A 15,496-nucleotide genomic window follows, 5' to 3' on the forward strand; every position below is an offset into this window, starting at 1 on the left:
CAAATGTTTAAAAATAATAGCTATAAAGTAGGCGTGTTAGCGCTGGCGTTATCAATGGCATTAACCGGCTGTGTTAGTGACGGTGATGATGGCGAACAAGGATTGAAGGGCGAGCAAGGAGCACCAGGTGTTGTAGGTGTTGATGGCAATGACGGTAAAAGTTTACCCCGCGATCTGAATGTTGAAGTTGTTGGCCGTTTTGCTACGGGTATTTACGGTAAAAGTGCCGCAGAAATAGTACAGTTCCATAAAAGCTCAAACGCTGCTTTTGCCATTAATGGCGCTTCCAATCAAATAGAAGTTATTAGCTTAACTAACCTTTCAACAACTGCAGTCGGTAATCCAGTTGCTGATGAAAGTTTGACTTCAAACGCTTTTATTTTTCCACTCAATGTGTCAGTAACAAACAGTGCTGGCGTTGAAAAAGACATGTCACTAGGCGCCGTTAATTCCATTGCGATTAAAAAAGACTTATTAGCCATAGCTGTTGAAGGTGAGATTAAACAAGCGCATGGCGCTATTTTGTTTTATAGCTTGAATGAACTAGGAGAAGGGACTTTTATTAAAGCGGTAGAAGTTGGTGCTTTACCTGATATGGTGACTTTTACCCCTGACGGTAGTAAAGCATTAGTGGCTAATGAAGGCGAGCCAAACACTGATTATACCAATGACCCTGAGGGCTCTATCTCCGTTATTTCTGTTGTTGATTTAATGCCTGCTAATGTTGCCAAAACAATTAATTTGAGTACAGACATCGTCTTTAGTGATGATAACTTAGTGCCCGAAGATTTTGATACCGATGCAAAGCGCTTGGCTATTTTGTCTAAAGCAGGTGTTAAGTTTGCAGGGCCAGCGGGCAATACTGTCGCTAAAGATTTAGAGCCAGAATATATTACTACCTCAAGTAACAGCAAAATGGCTTATGTATCTCTGCAAGAAAATAATGCCATTGGCATTATCAACCTTGAAGAGTTAACTATTGAAGTGAAAGCCCTCGGTTATAAAGATTGGGGTAAATACCAACTAGATTTTAGTAATAAAGATGAAGTGCCTGAGTTTAAAAGTATTCAAGGTCTTTATGGCATGTATCAACCTGATACGCTTGCATCATATACTTGGAATGACACAACATTCATCGTTTCAGCAAACGAAGGCGATGCTAGAGACTATGACGGTTTCTCTGAAGAAGTTCGCGTTAAAGATATTATTGATACTGACGAATTAAACCAAACACTCTCAAGTGAGTTACAAAGTCAATATGACGTTTCAGGGGGTAAAAATTACCTAGGACGCTTGAAAGTTACTACCGCATTAGGTGATGAAGATCAAAATGGCGAATTTGAAAAGTTATTCGCTTATGGAGCTCGTTCATTTTCTATCTGGGATAAAAATGCTAATTTAGTTTTTGATTCGGGCGATGATTTCGGCAAAATTTCTGCAGCAATAATGGGAGATAATTTCAATGCTGCTCATACAAAAAATAAAGGTGATAACCGCTCTGATGACAAAGGTGGCGAGCCTGAAGCCATTGATGTTGGTGAAATAGCGGGGAGAACTTACGCTTTTATTGCGCAAGAGCGAGCGGGTGATTTATTTGTTTATGATATCACTAACCCATTTAAAACAGCTTTTGTCACACATTACAACAACCGTGACTTTACTGTTGATTACGAAATGGATGATGATTTAGCTGACCCTTGTGATAGCAGCGAAGGTATGGATTGTACTAAGGTAAACAGTGCGGGTGATTTAGGCCCTGAAAGTATCAAGTTTGTATCGGCTATTGATAGTCCAACGAGTAAACCATTATTAATTATTGGTAATGAAGTATCAGGAACGGTTACGGTTTATCAAATCACAGAGCAATAGGTCATATAGCCGCTACCATTCAAAGTGCAAGATTTCAGTGGGAATTAAAATGACTTTAGCCAAGGAGAATAATTTAAGCATAGTCATTCTATCGTTTGATTATTTAACGCCGTATAAAGTCATTATAAACCCATCGAAGAAGCGCTTGAGAAATATCACTTCATCGTTGCAGTGATTTACAATGGAAAAACCATTACGTCATCACAGCGCCTTGAATTGAAATAGCTCAAACACTCTGAAACCTGCATATTGATTGGTAACGAGTATATAATTACCAACGAGTAGTGCAAACTATTGTAGATAAAAAGCCTGCTAAATGCAGGCTTTTATTTGGGTGAAAGTAAGTTAAGCGACCGTCATTTATAATGTGAATAAAATCAATGGCCCAGACCATTAATTTGCACCATAGAGGTGCTTTTGCCTCAAAATAAACCGCAAACTAGCTCATCGTTGTATAAATCATTTTTTAAATAGTCAAAAAATAAAAAATGTTATTGTATTATAAGGATATTTTAATTTTCTTTACCTGTTTTTTTTATGGTCTGTAATGTGCAAGATACTAATAAAAAAATGAATTCATCAATTTTTTTTCGTCGACATAAGCATTGATAAATTATTGATGTAACTTTTCAGGTTAACTTCAGGAGACATAATGGACTCTATTCTTGTAATCATCGCCATATCACTGACAATTGCTAGCGTTATAAATATTATACTAACCAAATTTTCTATTTCTCATATTATTGGCTACATTATTACGGGCACTGTGGTTAGCACTCTTTTTGACTTTAATGGCAGTAAAAATCTTCATTCCCTAGATCTCATTGGCGAATTTGGCATTGTTTTTCTCATGTTTACTATTGGTTTAGAAATGTCTTTTTCTAAATTGGATAAAATGAAAAAATTGATATTTTATAATGGCTTTGTGCAAATGGCATTCAGTGCCTTAATTATTTTTATCATAGCGTTTTATGCTTTCACTCTTGATGCGGTATCGTCACTCGTTATTGCGCTTTCATTTAGTTTGTCTTCAACGGCGATAGTATTACCTTACCTTAAAAAATCAAAAGATATTGTTACCCCTTACGGTGAAAGGTCTGTTGCTATTTTAGTCTTTCAAGATTTAGCTGTTATTCCTATTTTATTGCTGATGAGTTTCCTTTCGAATAATGAATTATCACTGACAGATGTCTTATTAAAAACATTGTTATATGCCAGCGGCATTATTATCTTCATGTTCACGATAGGTAAAAAAATTATTGCTTGGTTACTTCATTTCTCCTCTAAAGCTCGAATGGAGGAGTTGTTTTTAAGCTCTGTTTTTACAATCGTTTTAGGTGCATCATTATTTGCTCATGAAATGGGCTTTACCTATTCACTAGGCGCATTTATCGCAGGTATGATCATTGCTGAAACTAAGTTTCACATAAAAGTAGAGTCTGATATTTCTTCTTATAAAGATTTACTCTTAGGGGCTTTTTTCTTTTCAATTGGAACAAAAATTAATATTGAATATTTTATCAGCCACTTACATTGGGTGCTGGGGATTTTAGTATTGGTTATGATGATCAAAGCGATCATCATTTATATGCTGATGAGAAAGCAGCTGAATAAAAGTGACTCAATTAAGTCTGCGGTTGCTTTATGCCAAGTAGGTGAGTTTTCGTTCGCTATTTTTGCTCTGGCAATGAATCAAGATATTATTGCCGATGAATTAGGCAGTTTCCTGATATTGATTACAGTGTTATCGATGATTTTAACGCCTTTCATGGTTAATAATATTTATAAAATAGCATCAGTTTTTGTGGTCGAATACTTTGAAGCAGACAATATTGCCACGGTAAAAACTACTAATCATACTATCGTGTGTGGGTTTGCAGTTTTAGGGAGAATTGTCGCTAAAGAACTATCAAAACGTGAGGCTAAATTTTTAATTATTTCTGATAATTTACAACATGTATTACTCGCTAGAAAGCGTGGTTATGATGCCTATTTTGGACATTTAGATAAACTCCCCGTATTGGAGTCACTCAATGTAGATCAGACCAGTAGTATTATTATTACTGTTAACACATTAAAAAATAAGCAAATAATTTGTGAGTCTGTGCTTGATTACTATCCTGATGCTAATTTAGTGGTTAAAGTAAATACGATTGAAGAAAAGGCTGCTTTGGCAGATATAAATATTAGATCTTTCGTTCATGCTCAACAAGAAACTGCTGAACTTTTGGTTAAGCAAAGTATTGTTGAATTCTAAGTACTAATTTTCCCTTAAACTTTTATGAGTCTTATCAATTCTTCATGGGGTATATTGAAAAATTTGTATTGAATCTGATGTTTTTAGTGTCGACAGTCATCATTTCAGTAATACCTTCTAAAGGGCTCTGTGATGATATTAAAGGTCAATTTTCAATTCAATGGATTGGCCATCTAGTGATCGACTGAATAATAGTAATAGACAATGTAGAATCGAATAAATGGTTTGGAGATGTAGTCAAAAATATCATCATAAAACAATACGATAATTTGATTTATCTATGTTATTATCCTGTTAATTATTAATGTTATCAAGGGATAAGATGAATCATAAAACACTAATGCTAGCAATGTCGGTTAGTCTAATATTTACTGGCTGTGCAACCGTTGAGAAAAAGGAAATCCACACAACACCTGTACAAGCTCCTGCTATAAGTAAAACAATCACAGCAACTGCCGATCAAACTAAATATCTCAAAAGAAAAGTAGCGATTGGTCGTTTCACCAACGAAACAACCTACGGACAGAGCTTTTTTATTGATAGCGATAATAATCGTATTGGTAAACAAGCAATGGATATCCTTTCATCTAAATTATTTGAAACAGGTAAGTTCATCATGCTTGAGCGTGCTGACTTAAGTAAAATTGAAAAAGAACTTTCTATGTCTGGTAGTTCGGCACTAAAAAATGCCGCTGATTTTATAATTGTTGGTTCAATTACTGAGTTTGGACGCAAAGAAGTTAGCGATGTCGGGGTTTTCTCTCGTGTTAAACGTCAAGAAGCCAATGCTACTGTGAACATTCGCATTATTGATGTATCTACAGGTCAAATTATCTATTCAGAAAAAGGTAAAGGCATCGCTTATTCAGAAGCCGGTACTGTGCTCGGTGTAGGTGACAAAGCGGCTTACGATAGCTCATTAAATGACAAAGTAATAGATGTTGCTATTACAGATTTAGCCTCAAATATTGTTGAAAATATGTTAGGTAAAGCATGGCGCTCTTATGTTCTTTCTTATGATGAAGGTAATTTAATAATCTCTGGTGGTAAGTCTCAAAATATTAAACCAGGGTCAACTTTTGAAGTAGTCAAGTCAGGTAAAAAAGTTAAAAATCCACAAACAGGTATGTTTATCACCTTACCCGGTAAAACGATCGCCAAAGTTAAAGTGACTAGCTCATTTGGTGAGACACCGGAATCAGAAGTTTCATTTAGCCAAATAATTGAAGGCAACTTGGATTCCTATATCAAAGCAAATGATTATACAAATTTGTTTATTCAAGAAATTATTAAATAACAACATAAGGACATTAAAATGAATATCATTCGGACATTATTTATATTTTCACTACTGGCTATTACATCAGCTTGCAGTAGCTACAATACTTATAGTTCAGGTCAAACGACTGCTGAACCAGTATCCTATCTTTATTTCTCAGGAAATATTACTGGCGCTGAAGTTTCTATTGATGATGCCCCATCATTTATAGTGACAAAAGCCGGTCCTAAACAGCAATATAAAGTAACACCAGGTAAGCATACAATTATAGTCACTAAACAAGGTAAGGTAGTTGTTCAGCGTAACGTCTTGCTTGGTGATGGTCATGAGAAAGAAATAAATATTCCTCAATAAAAATACCAATAACAAAAATAAAAATCATCATAGGATCAACATGAAATTAGTATTAACACTTTTGATATTTACCGCTTTCCTTAGTGGCTGTAAATCAACACCACCAATGTATATGTATGAAAATTACTCTGAAAGTTTTTATGCCTTAAAAAAAGAAAGTGGTCATGAAAGTGATGCTCAATGGCAGAGTTCATTAGAAAGTATCGTTCAAAAATCAAATGCGAAAGCGGTAAGAGTTCCACCAGGAATTTACGCGAACTTAGGTTATATTCAATTAAAATCAAACAATTACCCAAAAGCGATTGAATTTTTTGAACAAGAAAAAAGTATTTACCCTGAATCAAGCCGATTTATGGAAAACTTAATTAAAAAAGCAAAAGTGAAAGGGTAATAGAAAATGAATTACATTGAAAAAATAAAAACTTCACTACTAATCCTATCTATATTATTTCTTAGTGGCTGCGTAGCGCCAACTTACATAACAAAAGGGGAAGAGTTCCCTAAAATGTACGAAGAAAAGCCACGTTCACTGCTTGTTATGCCGCCAATAAATCTAAGTACTGATGCTGAAGCAAAGGATTATTATTCAACGACTGTTGAAATGCCTATTGCTTTACATGGTTATTATACTTTTCCTTATCAACTTACTGCTGATGTATTAAGACAACAAGGGATTTATGATAGTGAGTTAGTTTATGATGTACCGCTAAATAAGTTTCATGAATACTTTGGTGCCGACGCAGTGCTTTTTACAAAAATTGTTAGTTGGGATACGTCATATACTGTTTTAGCCTCAACACTGACTGTTTCTATCAATGCAGAGATAAAATCAACTAAAACCTCAGAGGTTTTATGGCAATACAATGGTACGGTTGTCGTCGATTTAGCAGTAAATGGTGGCGGCGGAATAGCTGGCCTTCTTGTTAGTGCAATAGCAACAGCAATCAATACCGCAGCAGCGGATTATACTACTTATGCAAAACAAGCGAATGGTAGATTTATTGGTAGTATGCCAGTTGGGCCATATCATCCAATGTACATGAAAGACCAACAAGTTAAATTGTTAAAACAAAGCAAGGCATCGGATTCAGATAAAACAGCAACGACTGAATAGATTACAATGCTATCAGTGGACTTGTCATCGTTCGATAAGTCCACTGTTTTAATTAGAATAATTAGAAAAACTACAGTTGCCTCAATACAATTATATTCACTTCTTATGTTTCTATTACTCTCAACTTAAAACGCAGTTATTAATACAAAACCTATTATTTAATGCTAACTCTGTTCGTATTATTGACTATTTTCCGTTATTTCCGCCAATGGTATGAAATTATATAGAGTCAACTTCCATAACATTAGGATCTATTCCTAAGCCGCTTTCTTCTCAATAAAAACCTAATTAACACCAGTAACGAATACGAATATTATCCCCTCTTAATTAAGTTCAAATATATTGAACTCAAAGAACAAATCATTGCGTTATTTTTTGACTTAGATTTCTTTTAATATGCCTCCATCAAATTGATACCACTTAAAAAAAAGGCGTTATGCCCTTAGGTTAAATAAAATGTTAAATAAACTTTGGAGAAAAATAATGAACAATCAAACTATCTTAATTATTGGTGCTGCTGGTAACAATGGTATGGCAACTATCGAGTCTTTAGTAAGTAAACAACCTAAAGACACTATTGTTGCCGCAGTTCGTAGTACTGATAAAGCAACGCTATTAAAGAAAAAATTCCCATCAATCAAAACAGTTATCATTGACCTTGATAAACCTGAAACATTAACCGCGGCTTATGAAGGTGTTACAAAAGTATTCATGATACCGGGTAATGTTGAAGAAAGAGAACAGCATGCTAAAAACGCCATTGATGCCGCAGTACAAGCGGGCACTGTTAAGCAGTTCTTATTCTATTCTGTTGTTGGCGCTGAATATGAAGCGATATTATTTGCTCAACAATTTAGAGCGGGTGAGAAATATTTAGAGCAATCAGGCCTTAACTGGACCCACTTACGCACTATTTTCTTTCAAGATAACTTTTTCGGTTGGGCTGATGGTGTTAAACAAGGTGGCTTATATTTTGGGATCCGTGAAGGTAGCTTCGCTCCGTTAAATGTTGCTGATATTGGCGAAATGGCAGCGAATATTTTAACCACATCAGGTCATGAGCATAAAGCTTACAATATCACTGGCTCAGAATTATTAAGTGGTGAAGAAATGGCGAAAGTATTTACCGATGTTACAGGGAAGACCGTAGCGTATATTTCACCTACAAAACAGCAAACCTTAGATTCACTTTTATCGACAGGTTGGCCACAATGGCAAGCAGAAGGTATGTTAGAATTATTTGAAGTATTTGCAACGAATCAAGCGGCTGTTGTAAGCCCGGATGGTGAGCAACTATTAGGTCGCCCATTAACAACATTAAAAGATTTTATTGCCAGTAATAAAGCGGCGTTTGTTTAAAGTCGTCGAAATAATTTAGTTGTAACCTAAAAACCAGTCTATAAATATAGGCTGGTTTTGTAATATTTAATAATGCTACTTTTACCATAGTTCGATCAAATTAACTTAACAGCCATTTGTTGGATATTGCTAACAAACCAAGCCAGTGCTTTACCTTGATTATCATTACGCCAGGCCATACATAATTCGCTATTTCTGTTTTCGGTAGTTTCTAAAGCTAAGATAACGAGCTGCCCCGATTCTAATTGTGATTTAATGCGATGAATCGGCAGGAATCCTACACCTAAACCTAGCAGCTGTGCTTCTATCTTTTTTTCAATACTTGATACCGTAATACGCGATTGTCCATCGAGTAAACCTGCAGAACGACCTGGTAGATTTCTTGAGCTGTCGGCCACCACTACAGAAGGATATTTTTTTATTATTTCATTTGAAAGAGGCTGTTGCTCTTTAATTAATGCATGATCTTTTGCTACGACAAAAACAAAGTCCACATTGCCTAATTTATAAAGAGAAAAGTCACTATTGTATGGTTCACCTGTGGCACCAATAATAAGATCAGATCTGCCAGCAACCAATGCATCCCATGTACCACCAAACACTTCTTCTGTTACACGGATATTAATCCATGGGTATTCCTGCTGAAATTGTGCGATTAAGGTGTAAATGGGTTGAAACAGTAAAATGCTATCAATACAAATGCGTAGTTCCAGCTCCCACCCCTCAGCTGATTGTTTTGCCATATGAGTCAGCTCGTCGGTGGCTTTTAATATCAGTCTTCCTTGCTCTACGAGCATAATGCCAACAGATGTCAGCTCTGCTTTGCGCTTACTGCGATCAAATAATGCGATACCAAGATCGTCTTCAAGTTTATTTACTGTATAGGAAATGGCTGACGGCACTCTAAATAACTCATCGGCAGCAGCGGCAAAACTTTTTTTACGCTCAATGGCATCAAGCACCTTTAAAGCATCAAGTGTTATCGGGGAAGTCATACATCAATCCTTTTGAACTAATTGTTCAAATTTAACCGTTATTATTCGTTATAGCCTTTAAATATAATAGCTTCATTAAACAAAAACAACGAACTTTAATAACAAACTTTGGAGAATACAATGAACACCTCTTTTATAAAAACACTTATGACAACTAATGCGGGTTTTGCTGCGTTAGCCCTTAGAATTCCAACCGCTATTATTTTTATCGCTCATGGCGCACAAAAATTGTTTGGCTCATTTGGCGGTTATGGTTTAGAAGGAACCGGTCAGTGGATGGCATCAATAGGGCTTGAGCCAGGGTATCAATTGGCGTTATTAGCCGGTAGTGCAGAGTTTTTCGGCGGTATTGCTTTATTAATCGGTTTACTGGTTCGCCCAGCAGCGTTAATGCTTAGCGTTACCATGGTAGTCGCCATTTTTAGTGTGCATTTTGCCAATGGTTTATTTATGACGAATAACGGTTATGAATTTGCGCTTGCCTTATTAGCGGTATCATTTTCATTAATGTTTAGTGGTGCAGGTAAGCTTTCTCTAGATAATTTATTAGCGGAAAAGTTAGCTTAATTCACTAAAAGTAGTGAATTAAGAGACCATCAGTAAAGTATAAATTTAGTATCTAGGGTGGTGAATACTACCCTAGTGCACGATTAAAGTTATTCAGGAGCAAAAAATGATTGTAGTAAATAAAGTCAATTCACAACCAACACAAGATGGCGATGGCGTCAAAATTTCACGTATTGCTGATTTTACTGGTAAATACTTTGACCCCTATTTGATGATTGATGAGTTAAAGTCTGATGATAAAAATGATTTTATTGGTGGCTTTCCGGCACACCCTCACCGTGGTATTGAAACCTTTACATATATGATCAAAGGTGGCTTTGAACACAAAGACCAACTGGGTAATAGCGCTTTAATTACAGCGGGTAATGTTCAGTGGATGAGTACCGGTTACGGGGTAATTCACTCTGAAATGCCAATAACTGATGAAAACGATGGTATGCACGGTTTTCAAATATGGTTGAATATGCCAGCGAAAGACAAATTACGTCCTGCACGTTATCAAGATTCAACAAGTTTACCGAATTTAACCAATACAACAGGAGCAAGTCTTAAATTAATGGCGGGTCAATGGACGTTTGGTGGAGAAACCGCTTCATCGCCGCTAACTGAGTTGGCTGCAAATGCTGCACTCGCAGATTTAACGCTTGAGAGTAACGCTAAAGCTGAGTTTGATTTATCTGATGCCGAGCAAGTATTAGTTTATGTGCACAGCGGGCGTTTTTCTAGCCCTCGTTTAAACGCAGGAGAATTAGCGATTGTGGATGCCCAGCAAGCATTAGCGATTACAGCAAGTGATGACGGTGCAGGTGCACTTATTTTAGTTGGCAATAAAATCAAAGAAAAAATTGTTCACATGGGACCTTTTGTGATGAATACAGAACAAGAAATTCGTCAAGCGGTAGAAGATTATCAGCAGGGCAAGTTTGGCAGCATTGCTTAATCTTACTGTGAGTATTAAACAGTAATGTGAATTAAAATTTTATACAGGTAATTTTACAAATACAGTCAGGTCAGAATAATCGAATCTTACCAGGGTAATATTCGATTATTCGGTCTTATGAAATAAACCGGAGTTATTAAATGAGTAATGTAGCGAATATCGAGCACTCGTTCTTTGCGGCTAGTCAGGAATTTGAAAACGCATGGGAAAACCCAAGAAATACACGTTTTGAATTACCGGCACCTGATGTTAACAAGGTACTAAGTGAATGTTATGAGGTTGGAAAACCTGTTCACCTTACGGGCAATATGGTCTGGGATATGGAGCTTAAGAAGGCGTGGAACCCTGCTAACTACATTCCATATGTTGTCTCTCGAGACCATGCGTGGGGTCGTTATTCTTTCGACGATGACAGTGAATATTTCGTGAGAGAGATAGAAGCAAAGGCTTGGATAATTGAAGATGCGATCGGACCAGTATTTGAAGAAGTTTTCATTAGTCACAAAGAACGACGAATGATTTTTCTTGGTCGAGATAAACTGACAGATGAGACTGGAAAAACTATACGTACCAACGAATATCAGCCTTTATTCCATGTTGAACATGGCGTCGCAGGTACTGAAGATGCTCCTTTAAATACTTGGCGCATTGTGATTTTGACCGAGAATAATGATCCACTATATCATCAGCCATTCGAGGAAATGGTCAAAGCAGGCGGGCTGCCAGGATTCCTAGAAATATATATTAATAGAGACCTAGACGCTCAATTAAGTCGGAAATAAAGAAGAGTTTTCAGTTAAATTTAGCGATTTAATCGCTCAGATTAGGTTTTTAATTTTGAGCACTGACAATAGAGATAGAAACCGCAGACACAAAATCAAAAACTTTATAAACACTGGGTATGTTTATAAAGTTATCTACGTACAAGGTATATGAGTTTGACTACTTATATCTCGTAGGTAACTTACCCAAATTCCCATCAATAATTCAGCTTGTGCGGCTTTTTCAAGGCCGTCTAAGCCAGCCCGCAAGATACCAAACACGGCTTCTGCTACTCGTGTATTGAACCTCAGTTACTCCTGTATCGTTAGTGCTTTGCTTTGCTTTGCCATAAGTATCAACTCGTTATTGGCGGACTTGTTCAGCGCTCGCGTTTACCGTATTAAAATAACTTGAGGTCAAGGCTCTTCTTAGCTTACGTTCAGTATCCTATACCTGTAAGGCACTAAATGTCATTGGAGCGGGCTTTACATCAATACTTTTGAACTAATTGTTCAGATTTAACCGTTATTATTCGTTAGAGTCTTTAAATATAATAGCTTCATTGAACAACAACAACGAACTTTAATAACAAACTTTGGAGAATAAAATGAACACCTCTTTTATAAAAACACTTATGACAACTAATGCTGGTTTTGCTGCGTTAGCCCTTAGAATTCCAACCGCTATTATTTTTATCGCTCATGGCGCACAAAAATTGTTTGGCTCATTTGGCGGTTATGGTTTAGAAGGAACTGGTCAGTGGATGGCATCAATAGGGCTTGAGCCAGGATATCAATTGGCGTTATTAGCCGGTTGTGCAGAGTTTTTCGGCGGTATCGCTTTATTAATTGGTTTACTGGTTCGCCCAGCAGCATTGATGCTTAGCATCACCATGGTAGTCGCCATCTTTAGTGTGCATTTTGCCAATGGACTATTTATGACGAATAACGGTTATGAGTTCGCACTTGCTTTGTTCGCTATATCAATTTCGTTGATGTTTAGTGGTGCAGGTAAGTTAGCACTAGATAACGTATTGAAACAGCGCTTAGGTTAATAAAGCAAATAATTCCTTTTAATATTTATTCACATATAACAGAGAGATACTACAATGAAATCAGTAAAAAACAGTTGGAACAGCAGTATAAAAGATGGTGAATACCAACGTAAAGAATCACAGTTTAGAAACTGGATCACCACTGATGGCAGTGCTGGCATAACAGGACGCGGTGGGTTTCAAGCTGAGGCTGGCCGTTATCATTTATACGTATCACTTGCTTGCCCATGGGCACATCGCACATTGATTTTCCGCCAATTAAAAGGGCTAGAAGATTTAATTACCGTAAGTGTGGTTCATCCAGATATGCATGAAAATGGCTGGAGTTTTAAGCATGATGAAGAGTCCGCCAAGCTCTATGGCACAACGGGAGATAATTTATATGACGGAAAATTTATCTCTGAAAAATACCTAGCCCAAGATCCTGATTACAGCGGTGTTAATAGTGTTCCTGTGTTATGGGATAAGAAAGATAAAGTGATTGTAAATAATGAATCATCTGAGATCATTCGTATGTTTAATAGTGCTTTTAATGACATTACGGGTAATACACTAGACTTTTATCCTGAACACTTACGTGAAAAAATTGATCATGAAAATGAGTTGGTCTATCACAAAATTAATAATGGCGTGTATAAAACTGGCTTTGCGACAACGCAAGAAGCCTATGACAAAAATGTAAACGAATTATTTGCCGCATTAGAACAGATTGATGAAAAGTTATCAAAACAACGTTATTTAACAGGTGATGAAATCACCGAGGCTGATTGGCGCTTGTGGGCAACATTAGTTCGATTTGATTCGGTATATCATACGCATTTTAAATGTAACTTAAAATTGATCAAAGAATTTAGCAACATCTACAATTATATGTTGGAACTGTTTCAAGTACCTAACGTCGCTAAAACGGTAAATGAAGCGCACATTAAACGTCATTATTATGCGAGTCATGTGGCGATTAACCCTTATGGCATTGTTCCTATTGCTCACCAGCAAGATTGGACCGCCCAGCACAACCGAGATAAGCAATTTAGTTAGTTTGTTATTTAAAGAATTTTTGTGCAGTAACAATAAGCTTATAAATCAACCCAACTTACGTCAGTTAACCGTGACGTAAGTTTTTTTGCTTATCCATATCTGGCCCTTGCTGATTTTAAGTTACATTTATAAGCGTATCGTTACTTTAACGTGTTAAGAGTCTAGCGGTTCATTTTGATTGGCAGTGGGTATTGGCTATAGAAGATGATGTAATGCTTATGTGTTATTCAAACGTTTGATTTTGTTTGCTTTTAATTTGTTATTGAACTCAGGCATTACATGGGGTGCTGTTTATTCGTTTATAAGACATTAGCGGAATCAAATAAAGCTGTTGATAGAGTATATAAAGCAAGGTTACCATAATCTAAATCATTATATTTAATGCTATTAATCAAACAAACTTTATTAAACTTCGAATTGAGCCTAACGATCTTATGATAAACATTACAAATTTTGAACACACCAAGTTAGCGATTAAAAACTGGCAAGTACTTGAAAATGAAAGTTGGTGTATTTTGGGGCGAAATGGCTCAGGAAAACAATACCTTGATCAGCTTTTAACGGGTACTTTACAGCCAGATTCAGTCGATGAATTTAAAATACCCCATGCAGATAAGGTCGGAATGGTTTCTTTTGAAAGCCAACAAGAGGTTTATGAGCATGAATTAAAAATGGATGCTTCTGATTATACCGATGCCAATGATATTGGTACTAAAGCTAAAGACTTTTTACCTAAAGATAAACTTAATGATGTGCTGATCAGTGAATTTGGTTTGAGCCACCGACTTGAAAGTGGTTATCGACAGTTAAGTACAGGTGAGGGGAGAAAGCTCTTAATCTTACAGGCGATATTTAATGGCGTAGAGCTTCTTGTATGCGATAACCCTTTTGATAGCTTAGATGAAGCTTCCTGTATCGCTTTGTCAAATGCATTAGAACGCTTATCGAAAACAGGCATTAATGTGTTACTGATGCTAAATAATCGACAAGATATTCCTGCGTGGTGTAACAATATCGCCTTTATTGAACGAGGACAGTTTGATGTTGTCGGCAAACTAGAAAGTGACGAAACCAAACGACAGTTAGACGCATTGTTAATGCCAGTATCTGACAATGTTAGTTGGCCAACTAACATGCAAGAATTGTGTGACTTCAAGCACGACTATCTAGTAAAACTATGTAAGGGTAAAGTTCAGTACAAAGGGGTAAGCGTTTTTGAAAATTTAGATGTTTACATCAAACCATTGCAGCATACCTTGATCACAGGTCCAAACGGCAGTGGTAAATCTACCTTAATGCAGTTAATTACTGGGGATTGCACCCAATGTTATAGTAATGACATTCATGTTTTAGGCTATAAACGAGGCTCAGGTGAAAGTATTTGGGAACTCAAGAAAGACATGGGTATTGTCAGTGCTGAATTACACCGACAATATCGCGTAAACGGCGATCTGCTAACGGTAGTTCTTTCAGGTTTTTATGATTCTATTGGTCTTTATCAACAAGCTGATCAGCATAAAATTGAAATTGCTCGACAGTGGTTAGAAAAAATTGGCTTATTAGCACACCAACATAGTTCTTTTCGCAGCTTAAGTTATGGAGAACAACGGTTAGCTTTAATTGCTAGAGCTTTGGTTAAATCTCCCTATTTATTGATATTAGATGAGCCGACACAAGGTTTAGATGAGCTTAATCGACATAGAGTACTTAATTTTTTAGAACACTTATCCGAACAAAAGCACAGTACCATGTTATTAGTGAGTCATCGTAAAGATGAGTACTTATCAATTTTTGAGCAGCATATAAAATTGTAAGTTCTGCATTCACTAGTTAGATCCAGAACGAGTATCTGTTAGCGAGAAAGGTAAGGGAGTAATCACTCCTTTACCTTATATCTTTATGTTATTG

Annotated in this window: 14 protein-coding genes; 13 read left to right on the top strand and 1 reads right to left on the bottom strand. The window is 36.5% G+C overall.

The window, feature by feature from the left end; genetic code table 11:
* Positions 1-3: 3 nt before the first annotated feature.
* The 7 genes from CPS_RS07805 to CPS_RS07835 all read left to right on the top strand — a co-directional run bounded on the left by CPS_RS07805 (position 4) and on the right by CPS_RS07835 (position 8,232).
* On the top strand, positions 4-1,869 hold the full coding sequence (locus CPS_RS07805) for a choice-of-anchor I family protein (protein ID WP_011042583.1): 1,866 nt from the start codon (positions 4-6) through the stop codon (positions 1,867-1,869).
* A gap of 652 nt (positions 1,870-2,521) precedes the next feature.
* Positions 2,522-4,126, top strand: coding sequence for a cation:proton antiporter (locus tag CPS_RS07810; protein WP_011042586.1), 1,605 nt, complete (start codon positions 2,522-2,524; stop codon positions 4,124-4,126).
* A 322-nt stretch (positions 4,127-4,448) separates the two neighbouring features.
* Positions 4,449-5,423, top strand: a complete 975-nt coding sequence (locus tag CPS_RS07815) for a CsgG/HfaB family protein (RefSeq protein WP_011042588.1) — start codon at positions 4,449-4,451, stop codon at positions 5,421-5,423.
* 18 nt (positions 5,424-5,441) lie between these two features.
* The gene (locus CPS_RS07820) at positions 5,442-5,759 is read left to right on the top strand and encodes a hypothetical protein (RefSeq protein WP_011042589.1); all 318 of its coding nucleotides are present in this window, start codon (positions 5,442-5,444) and stop codon (positions 5,757-5,759) included.
* 40 nt (positions 5,760-5,799) lie between these two features.
* Positions 5,800-6,150 (top strand): DUF4810 domain-containing protein, encoded by a 351-nt coding sequence (locus CPS_RS07825; protein ID WP_011042590.1) that lies wholly within the window; start codon positions 5,800-5,802, stop codon positions 6,148-6,150.
* Positions 6,151-6,264: 114 nt separating this feature from the next.
* The gene (locus tag CPS_RS07830; protein WP_011042591.1) at positions 6,265-6,873 is read left to right on the top strand and encodes a GNA1162 family protein; all 609 of its coding nucleotides are present in this window, start codon (positions 6,265-6,267) and stop codon (positions 6,871-6,873) included.
* A 483-nt stretch (positions 6,874-7,356) separates the two neighbouring features.
* Complete coding sequence (locus tag CPS_RS07835) at positions 7,357-8,232, top strand: SDR family oxidoreductase (protein WP_011042593.1); 876 nt, start codon at positions 7,357-7,359, stop codon at positions 8,230-8,232.
* A gap of 95 nt (positions 8,233-8,327) precedes the next feature.
* On the opposite strand, the gene CPS_RS07840 is transcribed toward CPS_RS07835, so the two are convergent.
* The gene (locus tag CPS_RS07840; protein WP_011042594.1) at positions 8,328-9,227 is read right to left on the bottom strand and encodes a LysR substrate-binding domain-containing protein; all 900 of its coding nucleotides are present in this window, start codon (positions 9,225-9,227) and stop codon (positions 8,328-8,330) included.
* A gap of 120 nt (positions 9,228-9,347) precedes the next feature.
* Here CPS_RS07840 and CPS_RS07845 point away from each other — a divergent pair, with 120 nt between their 5' ends.
* The 6 genes from CPS_RS07845 (at position 9,348) to CPS_RS07870 (ending at position 15,402) form a co-directional block, all read left to right on the top strand.
* A complete protein-coding gene (locus tag CPS_RS07845; RefSeq protein WP_011042595.1) occupies positions 9,348-9,794 on the top strand; it encodes a DoxX family protein in 447 nt (148 codons plus the stop codon).
* Between the two features lie 106 nt (positions 9,795-9,900).
* A complete protein-coding gene (locus CPS_RS07850; RefSeq protein WP_011042596.1) occupies positions 9,901-10,734 on the top strand; it encodes a pirin family protein in 834 nt (277 codons plus the stop codon).
* 140 nt (positions 10,735-10,874) lie between these two features.
* The gene (locus CPS_RS07855) at positions 10,875-11,516 is read left to right on the top strand and encodes a hypothetical protein (protein ID WP_011042597.1); all 642 of its coding nucleotides are present in this window, start codon (positions 10,875-10,877) and stop codon (positions 11,514-11,516) included.
* A 587-nt stretch (positions 11,517-12,103) separates the two neighbouring features.
* Positions 12,104-12,550, top strand: a complete 447-nt coding sequence (locus CPS_RS07860) for a DoxX family protein (protein ID WP_011042599.1) — start codon at positions 12,104-12,106, stop codon at positions 12,548-12,550.
* A gap of 54 nt (positions 12,551-12,604) precedes the next feature.
* Positions 12,605-13,588, top strand: a complete 984-nt coding sequence (locus tag CPS_RS07865; RefSeq protein WP_011042600.1) for a glutathione S-transferase family protein — start codon at positions 12,605-12,607, stop codon at positions 13,586-13,588.
* A gap of 434 nt (positions 13,589-14,022) precedes the next feature.
* A complete protein-coding gene (locus CPS_RS07870; protein WP_011042602.1) occupies positions 14,023-15,402 on the top strand; it encodes an ATP-binding cassette domain-containing protein in 1,380 nt (459 codons plus the stop codon).
* Positions 15,403-15,496 lie beyond the last annotated feature (94 nt).

The sequence above is a fragment of the Colwellia psychrerythraea 34H genome (genome assembly GCF_000012325.1).
Classification (GTDB): Bacteria; Pseudomonadota; Gammaproteobacteria; order Enterobacterales; family Alteromonadaceae; genus Colwellia; species Colwellia psychrerythraea_A.

Coding starts and splice junctions, on each gene's coding strand:
- CPS_RS07840 (WP_011042594.1), bottom strand. CDS start 9,227: ATGACTTCCCCGATAACACTTGATGCTTTAAAGGTGCTTGATGCCATT.
- CPS_RS07850 (WP_011042596.1), top strand. CDS start 9,901: ATGATTGTAGTAAATAAAGTCAATTCACAACCAACACAAGATGGCGAT.
- CPS_RS07855 (WP_011042597.1), top strand. CDS start 10,875: ATGAGTAATGTAGCGAATATCGAGCACTCGTTCTTTGCGGCTAGTCAG.
- CPS_RS07830 (WP_011042591.1), top strand. CDS start 6,265: ATGTACGAAGAAAAGCCACGTTCACTGCTTGTTATGCCGCCAATAAAT.
- CPS_RS07820 (WP_011042589.1), top strand. CDS start 5,442: ATGAATATCATTCGGACATTATTTATATTTTCACTACTGGCTATTACA.
- CPS_RS07865 (WP_011042600.1), top strand. CDS start 12,605: ATGAAATCAGTAAAAAACAGTTGGAACAGCAGTATAAAAGATGGTGAA.
- CPS_RS07810 (WP_011042586.1), top strand. CDS start 2,522: ATGGACTCTATTCTTGTAATCATCGCCATATCACTGACAATTGCTAGC.
- CPS_RS07815 (WP_011042588.1), top strand. CDS start 4,449: ATGAATCATAAAACACTAATGCTAGCAATGTCGGTTAGTCTAATATTT.
- CPS_RS07845 (WP_011042595.1), top strand. CDS start 9,348: ATGAACACCTCTTTTATAAAAACACTTATGACAACTAATGCGGGTTTT.
- CPS_RS07825 (WP_011042590.1), top strand. CDS start 5,800: ATGAAATTAGTATTAACACTTTTGATATTTACCGCTTTCCTTAGTGGC.
- CPS_RS07860 (WP_011042599.1), top strand. CDS start 12,104: ATGAACACCTCTTTTATAAAAACACTTATGACAACTAATGCTGGTTTT.
- CPS_RS07870 (WP_011042602.1), top strand. CDS start 14,023: ATGATAAACATTACAAATTTTGAACACACCAAGTTAGCGATTAAAAAC.
- CPS_RS07835 (WP_011042593.1), top strand. CDS start 7,357: ATGAACAATCAAACTATCTTAATTATTGGTGCTGCTGGTAACAATGGT.
- CPS_RS07805 (WP_011042583.1), top strand. CDS start 4: ATGTTTAAAAATAATAGCTATAAAGTAGGCGTGTTAGCGCTGGCGTTA.